19 protein-coding genes are annotated in these 19304 nt (G+C 47.5%); 15 read left to right on the top strand and 4 right to left on the bottom strand.

Annotation, left to right across the window (positions count from 1 at the left end; all coding sequences use genetic code 11):
• Positions 1–4: 4 nt before the first annotated feature.
• A complete protein-coding gene (locus tag ACQCN2_RS21855; protein ID WP_426931084.1) occupies positions 5–2170 on the top strand; it encodes a Tex family protein in 2166 nt (721 codons plus the stop codon).
• 64 nt (positions 2171–2234) lie between these two features.
• On the opposite strand, the gene cmpA is transcribed toward ACQCN2_RS21855, so the two are convergent.
• Positions 2235–2360, bottom strand: a complete 126-nt coding sequence (cmpA, locus tag ACQCN2_RS21850; RefSeq protein WP_426931083.1) for a cortex morphogenetic protein CmpA — start codon at positions 2358–2360, stop codon at positions 2235–2237.
• A 79-nt stretch (positions 2361–2439) separates the two neighbouring features.
• Positions 2440–2784 carry a hydrolase/acyltransferase gene (locus ACQCN2_RS21845; RefSeq protein ID WP_426931082.1) on the bottom strand — a complete coding sequence of 115 codons (345 nt, stop codon included), beginning with the start codon at positions 2782–2784 and terminating at the stop codon, positions 2440–2442.
• Positions 2785–2918: 134 nt separating this feature from the next.
• Between ACQCN2_RS21845 and ACQCN2_RS21840 the strand changes: the two genes are divergently transcribed.
• The 6 genes from ACQCN2_RS21840 (at position 2919) to ACQCN2_RS21815 (ending at position 8994) form a co-directional block, all read left to right on the top strand.
• The gene (locus ACQCN2_RS21840) at positions 2919–3413 is read left to right on the top strand and encodes a SprT family protein (RefSeq protein WP_426931081.1); all 495 of its coding nucleotides are present in this window, start codon (positions 2919–2921) and stop codon (positions 3411–3413) included.
• 61 nt (positions 3414–3474) lie between these two features.
• Positions 3475–3945 carry a tRNA (adenosine(37)-N6)-threonylcarbamoyltransferase complex ATPase subunit type 1 TsaE gene (tsaE, locus tag ACQCN2_RS21835; RefSeq protein ID WP_426931080.1) on the top strand — a complete coding sequence of 157 codons (471 nt, stop codon included), beginning with the start codon at positions 3475–3477 and terminating at the stop codon, positions 3943–3945.
• Positions 3926–4639 (top strand): tRNA (adenosine(37)-N6)-threonylcarbamoyltransferase complex dimerization subunit type 1 TsaB, encoded by a 714-nt coding sequence (gene tsaB, locus ACQCN2_RS21830; RefSeq protein WP_426931079.1) that lies wholly within the window; start codon positions 3926–3928, stop codon positions 4637–4639. The genes tsaE and tsaB overlap by 20 nt, the downstream gene beginning before the upstream one ends.
• Positions 4640–4681: 42 nt before the next feature.
• On the top strand, positions 4682–5146 hold the full coding sequence (gene rimI / locus ACQCN2_RS21825; RefSeq protein ID WP_426931078.1) for a ribosomal protein S18-alanine N-acetyltransferase: 465 nt from the start codon (positions 4682–4684) through the stop codon (positions 5144–5146).
• Positions 5139–6227 (top strand): tRNA (adenosine(37)-N6)-threonylcarbamoyltransferase complex transferase subunit TsaD, encoded by a 1089-nt coding sequence (gene tsaD / locus ACQCN2_RS21820; protein WP_426931077.1) that lies wholly within the window; start codon positions 5139–5141, stop codon positions 6225–6227. The genes rimI and tsaD overlap by 8 nt, the downstream gene beginning before the upstream one ends.
• A gap of 514 nt (positions 6228–6741) precedes the next feature.
• A complete protein-coding gene (locus ACQCN2_RS21815; protein WP_426931076.1) occupies positions 6742–8994 on the top strand; it encodes a hypothetical protein in 2253 nt (750 codons plus the stop codon).
• Here ACQCN2_RS21815 and ACQCN2_RS21810 read toward each other — a convergent pair.
• On the bottom strand, positions 8991–10937 hold the full coding sequence (locus ACQCN2_RS21810; protein WP_426931075.1) for an ABC-F family ATP-binding cassette domain-containing protein: 1947 nt from the start codon (positions 10935–10937) through the stop codon (positions 8991–8993). The two genes, ACQCN2_RS21815 and ACQCN2_RS21810, sit on opposite strands and share 4 nt — an antisense overlap.
• A gap of 70 nt (positions 10938–11007) precedes the next feature.
• Between ACQCN2_RS21810 and ACQCN2_RS21805 the strand changes: the two genes are divergently transcribed.
• The 6 genes from ACQCN2_RS21805 (at position 11008) to ACQCN2_RS21780 (ending at position 14875) form a co-directional block, all read left to right on the top strand.
• Complete coding sequence (locus ACQCN2_RS21805) at positions 11008–11568, top strand: 5-formyltetrahydrofolate cyclo-ligase (RefSeq protein ID WP_426931074.1); 561 nt, start codon at positions 11008–11010, stop codon at positions 11566–11568.
• 82 nt (positions 11569–11650) lie between these two features.
• A complete protein-coding gene (locus tag ACQCN2_RS21800; RefSeq protein WP_426931073.1) occupies positions 11651–12166 on the top strand; it encodes a MogA/MoaB family molybdenum cofactor biosynthesis protein in 516 nt (171 codons plus the stop codon).
• Positions 12160–13158, top strand: a complete 999-nt coding sequence (locus tag ACQCN2_RS21795; RefSeq protein ID WP_426931072.1) for a molybdopterin-binding protein — start codon at positions 12160–12162, stop codon at positions 13156–13158. Before ACQCN2_RS21800 ends, ACQCN2_RS21795 begins: the two co-directional genes overlap by 7 nt.
• An 18-nt stretch (positions 13159–13176) precedes the next feature.
• On the top strand, positions 13177–13518 hold the full coding sequence (gene tatA, locus ACQCN2_RS21790; protein ID WP_426931071.1) for a twin-arginine translocase TatA/TatE family subunit: 342 nt from the start codon (positions 13177–13179) through the stop codon (positions 13516–13518).
• Positions 13519–13548: 30 nt separating this feature from the next.
• Positions 13549–14340, top strand: a complete 792-nt coding sequence (gene tatC, locus ACQCN2_RS21785) for a twin-arginine translocase subunit TatC (RefSeq protein WP_426931070.1) — start codon at positions 13549–13551, stop codon at positions 14338–14340.
• A 127-nt stretch (positions 14341–14467) separates the two neighbouring features.
• The gene (locus ACQCN2_RS21780) at positions 14468–14875 is read left to right on the top strand and encodes a hypothetical protein (protein ID WP_426931069.1); all 408 of its coding nucleotides are present in this window, start codon (positions 14468–14470) and stop codon (positions 14873–14875) included.
• Positions 14876–14967: 92 nt separating this feature from the next.
• Here ACQCN2_RS21780 and ACQCN2_RS21775 read toward each other — a convergent pair whose 3' ends face one another.
• On the bottom strand, positions 14968–16374 hold the full coding sequence (locus tag ACQCN2_RS21775; protein ID WP_426931068.1) for a CAP domain-containing protein: 1407 nt from the start codon (positions 16372–16374) through the stop codon (positions 14968–14970).
• Between the two features lie 478 nt (positions 16375–16852).
• Between ACQCN2_RS21775 and groES the strand changes: the two genes are divergently transcribed.
• Both groES and groL read left to right on the top strand, forming a co-directional pair.
• On the top strand, positions 16853–17137 hold the full coding sequence (gene groES, locus ACQCN2_RS21770; RefSeq protein WP_426931067.1) for a co-chaperone GroES: 285 nt from the start codon (positions 16853–16855) through the stop codon (positions 17135–17137).
• Between the two features lie 55 nt (positions 17138–17192).
• Positions 17193–18818, top strand: coding sequence for a chaperonin GroEL (groL, locus tag ACQCN2_RS21765; RefSeq protein WP_426931066.1), 1626 nt, complete (start codon positions 17193–17195; stop codon positions 18816–18818).
• The last annotated feature ends 486 nt before the right edge of the window (positions 18819–19304 follow it).

Here is a 19304-nt window from a genome sequence, read left to right as displayed (position 1 = left end):
GCGGATGGATATCAAACAAATGACGCTAACGATTGCGCATGAGCTGCAGGTCAAACCGCATCAGGTCGAGCAAACGATCAACTTATTGGATGAGGGAAACACTGTTCCTTTTATTGCGCGTTACCGCAAAGAAATGACGGGGCAGCTAGACGAGACTCAAATCCGCACAGTGGAAGAGAGAGTACGTTACTTACGCAATCTGACTGTACGCAAAGATGAAGTGCTACGTCTCATTGAGGAACAAGGCAAGCTGACGGAAGAACTGTCCCAAGCGATTCAGGCGGCAACGAAGCTGCAGGAAGTAGAGGATTTATATCGTCCGTACCGCCAGAAGCGACGTACAAGAGCAACGGTTGCCAAGGAAAAAGGACTAGAACCGCTTGCGCTGTACCTGATGAGTTTGCCAGTCCAAGGCGATCCTACTCTGGAAGCCCAGACATATATTAACCCTGAAAAAGGGGTAGAGACAGCCGAAGAGGCTCTGCAAGGCGCCATGGATATCATCGCTGAGCAGATTTCTGACGACGCTGACATACGCAAGTGGATTCGTGAGACCACATTCCAAAAAGGAATGCTGGTCACGGAACAAAAGGAACAGGAAGCGGACGGCAAAAACGTCTATCAGATGTACTACGCGTACAACGAACCGCTGAAAAAAATCGTTCCGCACCGTGTACTGGCGATCAACCGCGGAGAGAATGAAGGAATCCTCAAGGTGTCCATCGAGGCTCCTGTCGATGATATTCATCGCTATTTACAGCGGCGAGTGATTACCAAACAAACCTCGGTGCAGGACATTCTTGAAGCAACGATAGAAGACAGCTACAAGCGTCTGATCGCCCCTTCGATCGAACGGGAGGTTCGCAACAATCTCACTGAAGTAGCGGAAGAGCGAGCAATTCACATTTTCTCCGAGAACTTGCGGAATCTCTTGTTACAACCGCCGTTAAAAGGAAAAATGGTGCTAGGGGTCGACCCTGCTTATCGAACTGGCTGCAAGCTCGCTGTCGTGGATGAAACGGGAAAAATGCTGCATGTGTCCGTAATTTACCCGACACCGCCTGTCAATAAAGTGGAAGAAGCCAAAGCTCGCATCAAAGATTTAATCGAGACCTTTAACATTGAAGTGATTACGATTGGGAACGGAACGGCTTCGCGTGAGACTGAACAGTTTATTGCCGACTTGCTGAAGGAAGTGAAGCGAGATGTGTTCTACATCATCGTGAATGAAGCCGGCGCATCCGTTTACTCCGCCTCCACACTGGCGAAGGAAGAGTTCCCTGAGCTAGACGTAGCGGAGCGAAGCGCGATCTCCATTGCGAGACGCCTGCAAGATCCGTTGGCCGAACTGGTGAAAATCGATCCCAAATCCGTCGGGGTTGGACAATATCAGCATGATGTCTCTCAGTCGAAGCTGTCTGACAGTTTGCAGTTCGTGGTAGAATCAGCCGTTAACCACGTGGGAGTGGACGTGAATACAGCATCCGCTTCACTGTTGCGGTATGTTTCAGGTATTAGCAAACAAGTAGCGACGAATATCGTGAAGCAACGGGAAGAGCTGGGCAAATTCAGCAGCCGCCAGCAATTGAAAAAGGTTCCTCGCCTTGGAGCCAAAACCTATGAACAATGTATCGGGTTCCTGCGGATTGTCGATGGAGAGAATCCGTTAGACAAAACGCCTATTCACCCTGAATCTTATGATGCGACCAAGCAGCTTTTAAACGAGCTAGGCATTCGTCCGGAAGAGATCGGAACAGAAGCGTGCAAAGAAAGCTTGTCGCGGATCAATCTTAGCGAGACAGCAGAGAAAATGAACATTGGCGAACCTACGCTAAAAGACATTGTAGACAGCTTGCTTCGACCGGGACGCGACCCTCGTGACGAGTTGCCGAAACCATTGTTGCATACCGATGTCCTGAAGCTGACGGATTTGGTCAAAGGCATGAAGCTTCAGGGAACGGTGCGTAATGTGGTGGACTTTGGCGCGTTTGTGGATATCGGATTGAAAAATGACGGATTGGTGCACATTTCGCAGCTTCGCAAAGGATTTGTGAAGCATCCGCTTGATGTCGTCTCCGTTGGTGAGATTGTCGATGTTTGGGTTGTTGAAATCGATGAGAAAAGACAACGTGTCGGACTCACGATGATTCCGCCTGAGAAACAGGAGTAAACTACCGACCAGGCTGTACCAACGCTTGCGCCTTGTCGGGGCCTCACACAAAAAAGTAGCCGTCCTAGTCTTGTGGACGGCTACTGTGCTTTTCTAAGTATAAGAACCAGCAACTGTTAAGTAAGCGGATTTGACGAACATCCTTGCCAAAGAAGGCGCGCTGAAGCTGTTTGCGCATCCACTGCGGCATAAAAACACCTCCTGCCCTGATCCCTCAATAGCAGTCTATGTGGGTTACGGGTAGGAGGTACCTGTCTAACTGAACGGAATTACTCGGATTCGTCTTCTTCTTGGAGATACTCCAGCTGAGCGAGCAGCGCGCGAATTTCGGTCAACAGTGAAATCAGCGGGTACTCGGTTTCTTTCAAGCGAGCGAATTGTTGTTCCAGCTCATTTACGTATGCAATTCCTTCGATGACGGAATAGTTGGCAGAGAGTAGCTCCAATCCTGTACATTCACCGATCATTGTTGGCAAAGCGGGACGATCCGAAATAGTTAGTTTGTCAATTTCCTTATGCAGTCGTTTTAATAACGCGACGAATTGGTACATGTGTGTTCCAGGCAGGGAGACAAACAAGAGCTTGTCTGTTTCTTGTAATAATAGATAATGCATGGCTTCCTCCTGCATAAAAAGTGTGTAAGCCTATTGCTTTCATGGACAAGTGTAGCGTATCCTTCAAAGTGAATTCAAGCATTGTTTCGCCAATTGTACATTTGACAAACTGAACGGAAGGGGTCGGGGCAATTATGACGGATTCAGAACTGCAGCGTTTGGTGGAAACCATTTCAGAACAGCATTTTGCTAGGCCTTTCCGTCACGTTGCCACATTTAATTCCCGTTTGAGATCGACTGGCGGCCGCTATCTCTTGAAGACGCATAATCTGGAGTTTAATCCCCTTCACTACCAGGAGCATGGAGAACAAGAGCTGATTGGCATCATCAAACATGAATTGTGTCACTATCATTTGCATCTGGAAGGTAGAGGGTACAAGCATCAGGATCCGGATTTCAAAATCTTGTTGAAGCAGGTAGGAGGAACAAGGTACTGCCAGCGAGTAAGCAAAGCCAAAATGAAACAACCGCAACCGTATCGGTATCAGCTGGTTTGTACCGAATGTGGGTTATCTTATAAACGAAAGCGGAAAATGAACCCGGCTCGTTATGTCTGCGGAAGATGCAAGGGGAAACTAAGGCTGGAGGAACTGCCCAACGTGGCGGCAATCAAGCCGTCTAGGGTATAATGAGCGGGACGAACGAATTGAATGGTAAATCATTTTCGCAAACAGGAAGGAGGCGAATAGCGTGGAATTACTCGTAACTTTGCGTGATACGAAGGAAACCCAGCAGTTCGCCGAAAGGTTGGCCAGGTATCTCCAGGCGGGAGACCTGTTAACGATGGAAGGCGATCTGGGAGCGGGCAAGACCACCTTTACTCAAGGCTTGGCTCGTGGCTTGGGTGTCACCGACATCGTGAACAGCCCAACCTTTACGATTATCAAGGAATACATAGGGCGCTTGCCGCTTTACCATATGGATGTCTATCGAGTGGGAGATGACGTCGATTCGTTAGGGCTTGACGAGTACTTTTACGGGGACGGGGTTTGTGTAGTGGAGTGGGCATCACTTATTCAGGAAGTGTTGCCAAAGGAACGGTTGGAGCTTACATTGACCGTTGACCATGAACAGAATCGAGTATGCAGCCTTGCCCCAAAAGGAAAGCGTTACGAGGCATTATGTGAGGAGTTAGGTATAGATGCGGATTTTGGGAATTGATACATCCAATTTGGTATCCAGCGTTGCGCTGGCAGATGAAACCCGTGTATTGGGTGAATGGACAACCAATCTGAATAAAAATCACTCCATTCGTCTCATGGATAGCATCTCCATGCTGTTAGACGAGCTTGATGTTGCTCCAGAAGACCTGGATGGAATTGCGGTCGCACATGGCCCGGGATCCTATACTGGAGTCAGAATCGGGGTATCTGCCGCCAAAAGTATGGGCTGGTCGCTTGGTGTACCGGTCGTAGGCGTATCGAGTCTGAAGGTGGTCGCTATGAATGCGCTGGGCTTCGATGGGCCGATTATTCCGTTGTTCGATGCCAGACGAGGTCAGGTCTACACAGGCTGTTACCGGTCCCGATCATTTGGATTGCTGGAAGAAACGTTGACCGAGCGAATCATTCTATTACGTGATTGGTTGCCGATGGTTGTGGAACAAGCGGACCACAAACCGATTCTGTTTCTCGGAGAAGATCTGCGTTTGCACAAGGAGACGATAGAAGAAGTGGTGGGCGAACAAGCCGTGTTTGCTCCAGTGTCTTTTCAGCATCCGCGTGCCGCTCATATCGCCATTATGGGAGCCCAGCTGTTAACGGAAGCCGGCAATATCCATGAACTGGTGCCAGAATATTTGCAGGTGGCGGAAGCGGAGGCCAAGTGGTTAGCGACACAGGAGCAGAAGAAGTAGTATCCGAACAAACTGGATTAAGTTAGATAAGAAGGGATCAAGATGGAGACGAGAGAAGAGGAACTTGAATTTCGATTCATGACCCTGGAGGATGTCGAGGCAGTTGCCGAGCTGGAACAACTCTCCTTTAGTACGCCGTGGCCCAAAGAGGCCTTCGAGAATGAAATGACGATTAATCAGCACGCTAAATATGTGGTGGTTTATCAAGGGAATCGGCTCATTGCCTATTGTGGGATGTGGTTGATCATTGATGAGGCGCATATTACCAACATTGCTGTTCATCCAGAAGCTCGTGGGCTGGGAGTTGGTGAGAAGCTGATGCGGCAGATGATGGAGTTGGCATTGGCGCTAGGCGGCTTACGAATGACCTTGGAAGTCCGTCCATCCAATGAGATAGCCCGTAACTTATACACGAAACTGGGCTTCGAGGAACATGGACGACGCAAAAAATACTATTCCGATAACAACGAAGATGCCATAATTATGTGGGTGAATCTAAGTGAATAAACAACAAACACGCTATGAACAACGTACCAAAGAAAAGTATCAGCGTGATCTTCAATCCAATCAACCGACGCTGATTCTGGGAATTGAAACAAGCTGTGACGAAACCTCAGCCTCTATTGTGCAAGATGGCAGAATCGTCCTGTCCAATGTCATTGCTTCTCAAATAGACATTCACAAACGATTTGGTGGCGTAGTGCCAGAGGTTGCTTCTCGCCGCCATGTGGAGAATATTACTGCGACGATTGAAGAGGCCATGGAGCAAGCGGGTAAGACTTTGGATGATATCTCAGCCATCGCGGTCACGTATGGTCCGGGACTGGTTGGCGCCCTGCTGGTTGGTGTATCAGCTGCCAAAGCGATCTCCTACGCCAAAGGGATTCCGTTGATTGGAGTTCATCACATCGCTGGTCATATCTACGCGAACCGTCTGGTGGAAGAAATGGAGTTTCCGTTGATTGCCCTTGTGGTTTCCGGCGGTCACACAGAGCTTGTCTATATGAAAGAGCACGGAGATTTTGAGATTCTGGGTCAAACCCGAGATGACGCCGCAGGAGAAGCCTACGACAAAGTGGCTCGTTCCCTGAAGCTTCCTTATCCGGGCGGACCGCATATTGACCGCTTGGCCCATGAGGGAGAAGCGAATATTGTTTTACCGAGAGCCTGGTTAGAGCCGAACTCTTATGATTTTAGCTTTAGCGGACTCAAATCGGCGGTGTTGAACACCTTACATAATGCCGAACAGCGGGGAGAAACCATCGAGCCCGCTAATCTGGCCGCAAGTTTTCAATCCTCCGTCGTTGAGGTTCTGGTCGAAAAAACCATTCGCGCCACGAAAGAATATGGAGCCAGACAAGTCCTTCTGGCAGGCGGGGTGGCAGCCAACAGGGGTTTGCGTGAGAAGTTAACGGCTCGCTGTCAGGAAGAAGGAATCCATCTGATCACACCACCGCTTGTCTATTGCACAGATAATGCGGCCATGATCGCAGCGGCTGGAACTATTCTTTATCAAAAAGGAAAATTTGCTTCACTCGATTTGAACGGAGTACCGAGTCTGTCCTTACGAGAATCCTTTTTATCCTAAGGGGTAAAAGGGATTTTTTCTTTGCAATATCGGAATGTTCAATTGCTATATAGAGGTAAAGTAATTGAACATTCCCTCCATTCGCCCGCTTAGAAAAGACTTCGTCCGCTTGCCCCCTCTCATCGGGGGGTCGAAACACAGCCTCCTTGGAAGTGAAGCCTAGCGCAGGAAAGGAGAAAGGGAGAAGAGTCGCCACCCAACCCCGTAGGGGCGCGAAGCGTTTGGCGACTCCCTTTCGGAGTGAGAGAGCGGACTTTTCCACTTCTTTGCGAACTTCCACAGAGCGAAAAGGGACGAAGTCTTTTCTACTTTTATCCACATCTCTTATCCAGAATCCATGTGGATGAGATATTGGAAACCTGTGAATAATGGTGATAACTTCCTTAGCAGTTGAACAATCGGGGAATGATATTGTGGATGATTCTGTGGAGTTTGTGGATAAACCTGTGGATAATCCGTAAACAATCTGCCTTGATTCACTGCGTTAGGGTCCGATTATACACAGGAGGAGCAAATGCTTTACACATGGATTAGTCGATGGTTCGTTACATGGACCTTTTCACTCATGATTTTGTACTCACAAACAGCGTGCGTTTATGCCGATAATGCGAAGCAAACTGTTGAGAATAAGCAGGTCATCATGATCTTCGTTGACGGGATGTCTTTTACCGATCTATCTCGTTTAATCACTTACCCACATGTGCATAACTTATTGCCGAAAGCGGGGTATGGAGCTCTGACTTTACGTCCGGTGGGGCAGCGCAATGACCCAAGTGCCTACCTGATGAGCGGAAGTGGGGGACAGGCTCTCTATACCGAAAGAAGCGGGACGGCGTATCAGTGGGATGAGATGTATAAAGAGGGAGTGACAGCTGGGCAATGGTACTCTCAATTAAATGGGTCAGCCCATCTAGAAACACCGATTCAAGATTCCATTGTTTTTCCCGGGATCAACAGGCTGCTAACGGAGAACCAGGACAAACCGTATAATCCGTCTCTGGGTTTACTCGGGAGCTCCATCCGTCAAGCGGGTCTCATTGTATCGGTGTACGGAAATGCCGATACCCTTTGGGAAAGAAAGCGGAATGCCGCCCTGTTCGCCATGGATCAGTACGGAAGAATTGGGGAAGGCGATGTTTCAAAACGTTGCCTTCAACAGGAAGCAGCCTATCCGTATGGAATACGCACAGATTACCCTTATCTGGCGAAGCGAATTCTTCAAGAGAATCGTTCTGGCCTGCATGTTGTTGAACTTGGGGATTTGGCTAGACTTTATTCCTTGCGAACCGATACGGCTCCCCTCTATTTTAATCGCCTCTATGCGCAGATTTTAGGAGAGATGGACTCATTCATCGGTACCATACTGGCTAACCAGAATCCGGGTCAGTTGGTTATGCTTTTGTCCGTCAACCCCAATGATCAGTCACAAAAAGAAAAATCCCTGCTTACCCCGCTGCTTACTTGGAAAAATGGACAGCCAAGCGGCGTGTTAACCTCCCAGACTACAAGACAAAGCGGTGTAGCGAATGGGCTGGATCTTCTGCCCACGATTTTAGATTGGCTGCAGATTCCTGTTCCGCCTCAGTCGATTGGCTACCCAATTACAACGGATCCATCCGTTCCATCCACCTTTCCGCAGTTTATGCTGGAAATCGAACGAATCAATCATATCTATCAAAATCGCCCCACGATCCTGTACATCTACGTCATGCTGCAGATTTTTACCCTCGTCCTTGCTTCGGTTATCTGGATTTGGCGCAAACGAGTTCGAACGAGTGAAGAATTAGATTATCGCAGGGCGATTCGGTTGTGGCTATTGGCTATGCTCTTCTTTCCAGCGCTGTTTCTGCTTGAGCCCATCATGCTGGCCAATACGCCGCCATTGCTTGTTTTGGGTGTCATCGTTCTTCTTGCTTTTGGTGGAGCACTGTTGGTAGAACGACTTCCTTTTCCTCAATTGCTCCTAGCTGTTGCTGGGTTTACAACAGTCTGCATTCTCATCGATGGGTTTACTGGGGCCAAAGCGATGAGCCGCTCATACATGGGATATGACCCCGTGATTGCCGCGAGATTTTATGGGCTGGGCAACGAATATGAAGGCGTATTGATCGGTTCCATGATTCTTCTGGTCTCGGCACTTTATGAGGGATGGAGAAGAAGAGGAGCAAGGTGTCTGGTACTTGGGAGCTGTTTGTTTGCCTTTGTGCTGTTTTACATGGCATATCCAACCTTAGGAACCAATGCCGGCGGATTTCTTGCGGGCATGGTGGGCTTTGGAATCACGCTGTTCCGTTTGCAGGAATGGCATCTAGGCAAAAAAGGCCTCCTCTACGTGGGAGGGGGCCTTGGCGTCGGGATTCTGATTTTAGTTTGGCTGCACGTACAGCCGGGACAGCCAACGACACATATCGGCCGTGTGGCGCATGATATCCTGAATGGAAACTGGACACAAGTCGTTCAGATCATTGAACGTAAACTGCAGATGAATCTTCGGCTGATTCGAATCTCCGCCTGGAGCAAGGTTTTCGTGGTTTCTCTTTTGGTGATCGGTCTTTTGAGTTTGCGACCCCAACAGTTTCTCAAAACTCTGTCGCTTCGCTATCCCACCTTGGTTCGTGGATTTGGCGGCATCATTGCCGGTTCCATCGCCACCTTGATCTTGAACGATTCGGGGATCGTATCTGCGGCTACCTCGATCATCTTTTTTGTGATTCCTGTATTGTATGCCGCTTTGATGGATGCTGAGGGTGAGGCGTCACAAGGCTAATCCTCGGACAGTTCGCCCCATTCCTCAAACAGCCTCTCCATCTCCGTACGCGCGTGACTGATCAGATCGTTGCGATTTTTGACCTGCTGATGATCCGCGTACACTTCAGGCTGGCACAACTCTTCTTCCCACTGGGCGATAGAGGCTTCTAGCTGGGAGATGGTTTGTTCAATTTCTTCGATTCGGCGCTGGCGTTGTCTTTCGCGCCGCTTTGCTTCTTTATCCAGCTCATAGGAGGATTTATCCGCGGCTTTTGCCGTGATCACCTGGTTTTTGCCACCGCCTTTTGCGGTTGTTGAATTGGCTTGCTCCAGCGACAGCTCAGCCAGCTCCTGTTTTTTCTCCACATAATAATCGTAGTTGCCGAGATAGCTGGTCACGCCTTCAGGGGAAAGCTCCAGTACGCGAGTCGCAATCTTGTTCAGGAAGTAACGGTCATGGGAAACGAACAGAATTGTCCCAGGATAATCGAACAAGGCGTTCTCCAAGACTTCCTTGCTGATAATGTCCAGATGGTTTGTCGGCTCGTCAAAAATCAGGAAGTTCGCTTCCTTCAACATCAGCTTGGAAAGAGAGACCCGAGCGCGTTCGCCGCCTGAGAGTTCTCCGATTTTTTTCTGCACATCGTCACCGCTGAATAGAAAATTCCCGAGAATGGTTCGGACGTCCTTTTCCGGCATGTGCGGGTAATCATCCCACAGCTCGGACAGAATCGTTCTGGCTTCGTTCAGGTTGCGCTGTTCCTGATCATAATAGCCGATCGTTACATTGCTACCCATATGGATCGTGCCATGAAGCGTTTCAAGCTGGCTGACAATGGTTTTTAACAGTGTCGACTTGCCGATACCGTTGGGACCTACCAGCGCGACCCGCTCTTCTCGCTCAATATCAAAGGTCAGATGGCGAGAGAGAATGGCATCTGGGTAACCGACACTCAGATTTTTTACCTTCAGAACCTCATGTCCGCTCATCTTGTTGATCTCAAAAGAGAAGTTGGCTGACTTGGTGCCGCCAATCGGTTTTTCCATGCGATCGATTTTTTCTAGTGTTTTGCGGCGGCTTTGGGCCCGTTTGGTTGTCGAAGCTCTTGCAATATTACGTTGAATGAAGTCTTCCAGCTTGGAGATCTCATCCTGTTGTTTTTCATACATGCGCATATCTTGTTCGATTCGGATCGCCTTCTCGTCAAGAAACCTGCTGTAGTTGCCTACATAGCGGGTCGCTTTGGTTCGCTCAATCTCATAGACGATGGTAACAAGCTTGTCCAGGAAGTAGCGGTCATGGGAAACGACAAGAATAGCCCCTTTGTAATTTAACAGATAGGTTTCAAGCCAGGTCAGCGTCTCGATATCCAAATAGTTGGTTGGCTCGTCCAAAAGCAAAATATCTGGAGCCTGCAGGAGCAGCTTGGCCAAGGCGAGGCGTGTTTTCTGTCCTCCACTTAAGGTTTTGATCGGCGTCTGGATGTCCATCTCCGCAAATCTAAGCCCATGCAAAACCCCGCGAATGCTGCCCTCGTAGCTGTATCCGCCGCGTTCCTTGAATTGTTCGGATCGCTTGGAGTAATCCTCAAGAATTTGGTTGTACTGCTTTTCGTTGGCAAGTACGGCGGGATCGCCCATCTTTTCTTCCAGTTGGCGCAAGGCGCGCTCTTCCGCTTGCAAATGGGTAAACACGGACAGCAATTCATCCCAGATGGAGCGCTCCGATTCAAGCCCGCCGTTTTGAGACAAATAGCCCATTGTCACATCTTTTGGCTTGCGAACGATTCCTGAATCGTAGCTTAATTCGCCAGAGAGAATTTTCATCAGCGTAGATTTGCCGGCGCCATTAATACCAACAAGGCCAATGCGTTCTCCTGTTTGTACTTGCAAGGAAATATCTTGTAAAATGGTTTCAATACCATACGTCTTCGTTATATTTTCGGCTTGTAACAGGATCATAGTTTCACCTCAAAAAATTCATAGCTTTAGTGTAGCGTAAGTAAGAGAGCGGGTACAAGGGGAGAGACGAATGTCAATTGCGGAACAGAAGCGTGCGCTAAGAAAGCAGATCTTGAACAAGCGTGACTCGATACCCGCGGAAGATCGAGCGGTCAAGTCAGTACAAGCAGCCAGGAACCTGCTCGCGCTAGAGTCTTTGGCCCGTTGTCGAACGATCATGCTGTTTCTTTCATTCGGTAGCGAGATTGACACAGTTCCTTTTATTGAAGCGGCCAGAGCTCGTGGACAAACGATCTGGCTTCCAGTCACGAATGTACAAGAAAAACGATTGATCCCCTATGTTTATTCCGAGGGTCAGGTATTGCGCCAAGGTGCATACGGGATTAAGGAGCCAGATCCGGACTTTGCCAAGCAGGGAGAACGATGTGATCTGGAAGCGGTGATTCTTCCGGGGGTAGCCTTCGATCAACAAGGCGGTCGGTTAGGATATGGAGGAGGCTTCTATGACCGATTCCTCAGTTCGCTTGATCATCGCCCCTTATTGGTTGGTTATTGCTTTAACGAGCAAATTGTCGAATGTGTGCCAAAAGAAAGTCACGATATCACGTATGATTGTCTTGTTAAGAATTAGACACAATTTAATGAATCTGTCATACATTTGAGAAGTACTAAACAGCAATTATAGTATAATCTATAAAAGTGGGGGTATATCTATGGCTAATTGGAAAATCGGGGTTATAAGCGCTAGTGATTCTATTTCACGCAAAGAACGACCAGATGACCGCATTCAATTGCTTCAAAAGCTGATTCGTGACCAGTTAAAGGGCGAGGTGGCTGTCTATCGAGCTGTATCAGATGATATGGAAACTCTGCAAGAAAATATGATTGAACTGGTGGACCGCGAGAAATGTGACTTGCTGATTGTCGCAGGTGGGACAGGCTTAAGCCCGCGTGATGTGACACCAGAGGTTACCACTTGGGTGATCGACCGACCTGTGCCTGGACTTGCTGAAGAGATGAGAAGAGTCGGTTTGCAGCAGTCACGTCGGGCGATGCTGACCCGTGCTGTTGCTGGCACAAGGGGAAACAGTCTCATTATTAACCTGCCGGGGAATCCCAAAGGCGTCGAGATTTGTTTTAACGCCATTGCCGATATGCTTTCAGATGCGCTTCATATCCTTCAGGGAACTGAAGAAGCAAGCGAAGACTGGGGCGGGTACGGATGGTAAAACCACGGTTTAGGGAAATACCTGTCCAAGAAGCTGTAGGATTGGTGCTTCCCCATGATATGACCCAAATCATCCCTGGTAAGTTTAAGGGACGTCTTTTTAAAAAAGGTCATGTCATTACAGAAGCAGACATTGAACCGCTTCTATCTATCGGAAAAGAACATATATATATCCTAGACATGCCAGAAGGATACCTGCACGAGAATGAAGCAGCTGAGCGAATTGCCCGGTCTATTGTAGGAGAGGGTCTTACTTTAAGCGAACCACATGAAGGGAAGGTAAGTCTCAAAGCCCAGTATAAAGGCTTGGTCAAAATTAACGCAGAAGCGGTACACGCATGCAATGAGCTTGAGTCGATCTCCATTGCGACCATTCTTACTAATCTGGTCGTTGAGGAAAACAAGGCTGTGGCTGTTGCCCGTATTACCCCGCTGATTATAGAGACAAAGCGGGTTGAACAATTAGAAACAATGGTTGCCGCATACGGACAACCTATAGTCGAGCTTCTGCCTTTTCCTGCCAAGCGGGTAGGAATGATCACGACGGGTAGCGAAGTATTTAAGGGACGAATTGAAGACAAGTTTGGACCGGTCATTCGCTCCAAAGTGGAAGCGTTGGGCTCTGCAGTAGTAGAACAACGGTTTACGCCAGACGATAAAGACGTGATCAAGCAAGAAATTGAGCGTTTTCTCAATCAATCCGTAGATCTTGTGATAGTGACAGGCGGCATGTCGGTTGATCCCGATGATCGTACGCCAGGAGCGATCTCTGAAGTAGCGACAGAAGTGGTGCGATACGGTATCCCCATGTTGCCAGGTTCCATGATGATGATTGCCTATGCCGGAAAAACTCCGATTCTGGGGTTGCCGGGCGCGGTGATGTATGAACCGTATACTTCTTTTGATGTGTTCTTGCCGCGTGTATTAATCGGTGAGCGAATCACAGAGTCTGACATTACCCGCTTGGGATACGGTGGTTTAAATCATTGCTAATAAAAGAATGGAGTGAGCATGATGCATCCAATTTCAATTCCTGGTTTAATTTTGATTTTGTTACTCGCTTTAGTGTTGTTTGGACCGAAAAAGCTGCCTGAGTTGGGACGCGCGGTAGGGCACACCTTGAAAGAATTTAAGAGTGCGACTCGTGGGTTAACCAAAGACGAAGAAGAAGAAGAGCCTAAATCCAAACCGCAACTCATTCAAGAAACCACAGCAAAAGCCACAACCGTAGCAACAGCCTCCGCTCCTGCAGAAACCGTTGACCGCGCTCAGTTGGAAAAAGAAATTCGCGAACGCATCGAAGCGGAGATGCGTGAAAAAATCCAAAAAGAGGCACACACACCTAGTACCTAGGTCTCTTCTTGCAAAAGGGTAGGTGCTTTAATGGAAAAACATAATGAAATGTCATTATTTGATCACCTCGCCGAATTGCGTACGCGCCTCATTTGGGTGATTGCTGTTTTTGTGCTGGCGCTCTGCGGTGGATTCTATTTTGCGGGACCGGCCATTCAGTATCTTAAGGACCAACCGATGGCCAAAGGTGTTCCACTTATCTCGTTTTCCCCTTCAGATGCTTTTCAGGTGTATATACAATTTGCGGTGGTCATCGGCTTCTTGGTTACATTGCCCGTTGCTCTCTATCATATCTGGAGGTTTGTCAGTCCGGGGCTGAGATCCAATGAGCGGCGGGTAACGTTGGGATTTATACCAGCAGCCTTTCTGTTATTCATCCTTGGTCTTATCTTTGGCTATTATGTGGTATTTCCGATGGTTATGAGTTTTATGTCAGGTGTGACCTACTCGATTGGAGCTCCACTTAGTTACGGGATCACCCAATACTTCAGCTTTTTGTTCAATACGGTGACTCCATTCGGATTCTTGTTCGAGTTGCCAATTGTCGTCATCTTCCTGACGAGGCTGAGAATATTAAATCCGATGAGACTGTCCAAGTTTCGCCGGGTTGCTTACCTTGGCTTGACAGTGATTGCGGCAACCATCGCGCCATCCGACTTTTTAAGCATTATCATCGTGGCGATCCCGTTAATTGGGTTATATGAGATCAGTGTCGGGTTATCGCGAATTATTTACCGCAAACAGCTAAAAGAAGACGCGGAATGGGAAAGTCAATACGCGAACGAATCTACTGAAATGACTGGTGGATTGAGTGAGTCGTAAGAACCATGAACCGAAATGAATCGAAATGATGTCCCTTGCTTCCTGGCAGGGGATTTTTGTTTGCGGAGGGGAATGATCTTTCTATCCATTGGCATACTATGGGAAATGCCAACGAGGAGAGACGAGGATGCTGCATTCGCTTTTACTTAGTTTATTCCTAATCACAGCCACTCCAGTTGCTTACCAACAGGTAGAAATATTTGATACGGATAAAGAAAAAGTGGTGGAAACCATTGATAATTCGGAGAGCTTTCAACAGGTGGCGAGTTCGATTCTTGCGAGTGTTACCAGGCGTGTGAGTGAGATGTCGCCGCAGTTGGAGAAGTCGATCATTGTCAAAATTCCACTGCAACCGCCACAACGGATAAAATTTGAGCCCAGTATTCAATCTCCTATCCGGGAAATGTTTATTGTCTTGCCGAAAAGCGAGAAAAGGAACCCCTGGCTCATCCTGCATTCCAAGGATGAGGAGACGCATTTGTTTGAATTTAGCGGTTCTGTCCAAGAATTGAGAAGGCTGATTCATCGGGAGTAAGCGACCCAGACTCGCGTTCATGCAAAAAAAGCCCGACTATCCACGAAGGATAGCGGGCTATTATTTTGTCGCCAAAAGGTTATTCATTTCAGTTATTTCATTGGAGTAACGAAGTCCTGCGTGTAATAATCCATCATAACGCCAACGCCCAGTTCCGAATATCCTTTTTCAAGGATATTCTTCCGGTGACCCAGGCTGTTCATCCAATTCTCAACGGCTTCGATTGCGTCAGGGTAACCGGCGGCAATATTTTCTCCCGCCATTTGATAGCGGAGTCCCGCTTTTTGCAAACGCTGAAACGGATTGAGTCCTGTCGTTGTCGATACGTGATCAAAGAACTGATGACTTTCCATATCATCGCTATGGGCCTTTGCCACTCTGGCCGCCTGGTCATTCCAGTTGACGGAAGACAGTTTATGGCGATAGCGGATTACATTCGTGAGGTCTAGAATTTGCCGTTCTTGGGCAGCGTTCACAAGCTCCTGCTGTTTAATGGAAAGCGGCGGCGGATCAAAATTGGGCGCTTTCCCTTGATACGTCCATTTAGTCTCATAAAACCCGCCTTGAAGGAGCTGCAACCGATCAAGCAAACGGATCGCGGTTACTTTATTCTGGTCATGCTGATCGAGGTAGAAGATAACTGGAGTTCCGTCTATTAAGGCGAGCGGCTTTTGTTTGGTTTGATTGGAGACTTCCACCCGCGCATCGGAATAGGTGAACGAAACAATTGGAGCGAGCGACTGTTTACGGCTAAGTGATTCGTAGCTTGTCCCGATCCCGATATTCAACAGAGTGGCGGCAGGGGAGTTGGAATAGAGGTCGACCACTTTGCCATTCGCAACCCCGACCTGAAGATAGCGATTGAAATCATTTTTGTAAATATACCATTCATAGCCGAGAGCGCTGGGTTCCTGGCGAACGGGTGAGCCAAGCGACTTTAGCACTTGCTGTACCGAATCACCGATAGAGATTCCGAATAAAGCGGGATGTTCATCTCGTGAACGTTGGTTTTGAGACTGAATTTTCTCCTGCGACTGAGGTTGTTTCGGGTTTTCGCTTATCTTTTGGCCTGAATTGTGGGTCTGAACTGATTGAAATGCGGATACAGCCGACAGTGCATTGGTCGAATTCAGCGCCACTACGGGTTTCACTGCCGGCACAGCTTGAGCGGACTTGGCGGATTTCGGAGCAGGAGCGTTGCCTAACCAGATCGATGCTTTTTCTTCGCTCCAACCAATGGACTTATTCAGTTTCGAGCCTACCAGACGAAGGGGCACATATAGTGTTCCTTCATATTCTAGTGTAGCAGGCACATAACTTGTCCCATTGTAATAAAATCCGCGATGATCCTGTGCAGTTACTTCTTTCCCGTCAATGTAAAGTTGTGAGGGAAGCGGGACGGCGCGAACAGTAGTCGAGTCATGCTTGACCCAAATCAAAGAGGCAATGATCAGAATGGTGAGACCGACGCTTGTTGGGAGAAGCCACCTATGAATCATATGATCGCTCCTTGTGGATAGATTTGAACTTGCTTGCTCTATTTATATGAGCTTGAGAGATTAATAGAACTGAGAAGAGTAACTAGAGAAACGGGAAGAATTTTGGAAAATGGACGGATCTTTATTGATTGCCGTATAAGAAGAATCCCTTCCGTCTATAGTAGAGTGGGAAACCAAACGGTCATAACCATTTTCCCTTCTCTTCGGGGGACAAAAGTGTTGACCGCTATACGGTCACATCCACTTTTATGAAAAATGTCGAGATATTTCGATCCCCCGACGTTTCAGTCCCCTAATGAGAGGGGACGTTTTTCACTGAAAAAAGAGACCAGCGCAAAATTGCAAAAAAGTGGTTGAAACTACTTGCAAACAAAACAGTGATTGCTTATTATAGGAATTGGGTGTTAGCACTCCCTTAAGTCGAGTGCTAACAACAAACCATAACTTTACTTTTCCATTCTTGAGGAGGGTGTTTTTTGTGTTGAAGCCATTAGGTGACCGTGTAGTAATCGAACCAATCTCTAAAGAAGAAACTACTGCTAGCGGTATTCTTTTGCCTGACACCGCTAAGGAGAAACCACAAGAAGGCCGTGTGGTTGCTGTCGGTTCCGGTCGCGTAGTTGACAACGGTGAGCGTATCGCTTTGGAAGTCAAAGAAGGAGACAAAGTCATTTTCTCCAAATACGCAGGTACCGAAGTGAAAGTAGACAACAAAGAACTGCTCGTTCTTCGTGAATCCGATATCTTAGCGATCATTGGCTAATTACTTTCGACATATCGAATGAATCAAACACATACCTTGGGAGGTTGAGTTTTTCATGGCTAAACAAATCAAGTTCTCTGAAGATGCTCGCCGTTCTATGCTTCGCGGTGTTGAAGCGTTGGCGAACGCTGTTAAAGTAACACTCGGTCCAAAAGGCCGTAACGTTGTATTGGAAAAGAAATTCGGTTCTCCGTTGATCACTAACGACGGTGTAACAATCGCAAAAGAAATCGAATTGGAAGACGCTTATGAAAACATGGGCGCTCAATTAGTTAAAGAAGTAGCAACCAAAACCAACGACATCGCTGGTGACGGTACTACAACTGCAACTGTATTGGCTTACGCGATGATTCGTGAAGGCTTGAAAAACGTAACAGCTGGCGCTAACCCAATGGTGATCCGCCGCGGTATGGAAAAAGCTGTTCGCGCAGCTGTTGAAGAAATCAAATCCATCGCGAAACCAGTGGAAAACAAAGCGTCTATCGCACAAGTTGCCGCTATCTCCGCTGATGATCAAGAAGTAGGTAACTTGATCGCTGAAGCAATGGAAAAAGTGGGCAAAGACGGTGTTATCACTGTTGAAGAATCCAAAGGTTTTGCTACTGAACTTGAAGTAGTAGAAGGTATGCAATTCGACCGTGGATATGCTTCCCCATATATGATCACTGACACTGACAAAATGGAAGCTGTATTGAACAGTCCATACATTTTGATCACTGACAAGAAAATCGGCAACATCCAAGAGGTTCTGCCTGTACTTGAGCAAGTGGTACAAAGCGGCAAACCACTCTTGATCATTGCTGAAGACGTAGAAGGCGAAGCGCTTGCTACATTGGTAGTGAACAAACTTCGTGGTACCTTCACAGCGGTTGCTGTTAAAGCTCCTGGCTTTGGCGATCGTCGTAAAGCTATGCTTGGTGATATCGCTACGCTTACTGGCGGGGAAGTTATCACTGAAGAGCTTGGTCTTGACCTCAAATCCACCAAAATCACTCAACTTGGCCGCGCAGGTAAAGTTGTTGTTACTAAAGAAAACACTACAATCGTTGAAGGTGCTGGAAACAAAGCGGACATTGATGCTCGCGTAGCTCAAATCCGTCAACAAATCCAAGACACTACTTCCGATTTCGATCGTGAAAAATTGCAAGAACGCCTTGCGAAATTGTCTGGCGGCGTAGCGGTAATCAAAGTAGGTGCTGCTACTGAAACTGAGTTGAAAGAAAGAAAACTTCGTATCGAAGACGCTCTCAACTCTACTCGCGCAGCGGTTGAAGAAGGTATCGTTCCTGGTGGCGGTACAACTCTTATTAACGCTATTAAAGCTGTTGAAGCTATCAAAGTTGAAGGCGACGAAGCTGTTGGTGTTCAAATCGTTCTTCGCTCCCTCGAAGAGCCAATCCGTCAAATCGCTGCAAACGCTGGTTTGGAAGGCTCTGTAATCGTTGAGCGCTTGAAAAAAGAAGCGGTTGGCATTGGTTTCAATGCTGCTACTGAGCAATGGGTAAATATGCTTGAAGAAGGTATCGTTGATGCTGCGAAAGTAACTCGTTCCGCATTGTCCAACGCTGCTTCTGTTGCTGCTATGTTCCTCACTACTGAGTGCGTTGTAGCTGATAAACCTGAAGAAAACAAACCGGCTATGCCTGACATGGGCGGAATGGGCGGCATGGGAATGATGTAAGCTCATTTCCCGTGAGCTTTGAATAAGGGGCAGGCATACGCCTGCCCCTTATTTATTTTGGTAGATAAGAATTGATAATCCCCATCTATATAAGCGGTCGGCTAAAGGCTCAACAATCGCTGAGCTTCCTAATGTTGCAAAGATTTCTTTGCGGTTCTTGTGTTCTGGTTCTGTTCAGACCTTTTTATCTATCAATAATTTGCAAAAAATACCTGTTGTATTCTGTTACTGGGTTTGTTATTATAACTCTTGTCGTTCTTGCGACTATTAATTTTTTGAGATTTGATTTGATCACTTAAATTATTTTACCAAAAAAACACTCTTGATTTTTAAGGGCATGATGTGGTAGAGTAATAAGGGTCGGCGTTGATAAACGCTAACGAAAAAATGCTCTTTGAAAACTGAACAATAAACGTTTAGTGAATGAAACACTAGCCAAGCAAAACTGTTTTGAAGTTTAGAATCAACTCAACTTTATTGGAGAGT

This window comes from Brevibacillus ginsengisoli, from assembly GCF_050113715.1.
GTDB lineage: Bacteria > Bacillota > Bacilli > Brevibacillales > Brevibacillaceae > Brevibacillus_H > Brevibacillus_H ginsengisoli.
The sequence above is the reverse complement of the archived record's forward strand: the minus strand, read 5'-3'. Positions and strand labels throughout refer to the sequence as shown.

What these genes read in the sequence shown, in the direction of transcription:
- ACQCN2_RS21795 (WP_426931072.1), top strand. Translation starts at nt 12,160, where the DNA reads ATGGTAAAACCACGGTTTAGGGAAATACCTGTCCAAGAAGCTGTAGGA.
- tsaB (WP_426931079.1), top strand. Translation starts at nt 3,926, where the DNA reads ATGCGGATTTTGGGAATTGATACATCCAATTTGGTATCCAGCGTTGCG.
- tatA (WP_426931071.1), top strand. Translation starts at nt 13,177, where the DNA reads ATGATGCATCCAATTTCAATTCCTGGTTTAATTTTGATTTTGTTACTC.
- rimI (WP_426931078.1), top strand. Translation starts at nt 4,682, where the DNA reads ATGGAGACGAGAGAAGAGGAACTTGAATTTCGATTCATGACCCTGGAG.
- tatC (WP_426931070.1), top strand. Translation starts at nt 13,549, where the DNA reads ATGGAAAAACATAATGAAATGTCATTATTTGATCACCTCGCCGAATTG.
- ACQCN2_RS21840 (WP_426931081.1), top strand. Translation starts at nt 2,919, where the DNA reads ATGACGGATTCAGAACTGCAGCGTTTGGTGGAAACCATTTCAGAACAG.
- ACQCN2_RS21780 (WP_426931069.1), top strand. Translation starts at nt 14,468, where the DNA reads ATGCTGCATTCGCTTTTACTTAGTTTATTCCTAATCACAGCCACTCCA.
- ACQCN2_RS21855 (WP_426931084.1), top strand. Translation starts at nt 5, where the DNA reads ATGGATATCAAACAAATGACGCTAACGATTGCGCATGAGCTGCAGGTC.
- ACQCN2_RS21815 (WP_426931076.1), top strand. Translation starts at nt 6,742, where the DNA reads ATGCTTTACACATGGATTAGTCGATGGTTCGTTACATGGACCTTTTCA.
- ACQCN2_RS21805 (WP_426931074.1), top strand. Translation starts at nt 11,008, where the DNA reads ATGTCAATTGCGGAACAGAAGCGTGCGCTAAGAAAGCAGATCTTGAAC.
- ACQCN2_RS21810 (WP_426931075.1), bottom strand. Translation starts at nt 10,937, where the DNA reads ATGATCCTGTTACAAGCCGAAAATATAACGAAGACGTATGGTATTGAA.
- ACQCN2_RS21800 (WP_426931073.1), top strand. Translation starts at nt 11,651, where the DNA reads ATGGCTAATTGGAAAATCGGGGTTATAAGCGCTAGTGATTCTATTTCA.
- ACQCN2_RS21775 (WP_426931068.1), bottom strand. Translation starts at nt 16,374, where the DNA reads ATGATTCATAGGTGGCTTCTCCCAACAAGCGTCGGTCTCACCATTCTG.
- groL (WP_426931066.1), top strand. Translation starts at nt 17,193, where the DNA reads ATGGCTAAACAAATCAAGTTCTCTGAAGATGCTCGCCGTTCTATGCTT.
- ACQCN2_RS21845 (WP_426931082.1), bottom strand. Translation starts at nt 2,784, where the DNA reads ATGCATTATCTATTATTACAAGAAACAGACAAGCTCTTGTTTGTCTCC.
- cmpA (WP_426931083.1), bottom strand. Translation starts at nt 2,360, where the DNA reads ATGCCGCAGTGGATGCGCAAACAGCTTCAGCGCGCCTTCTTTGGCAAG.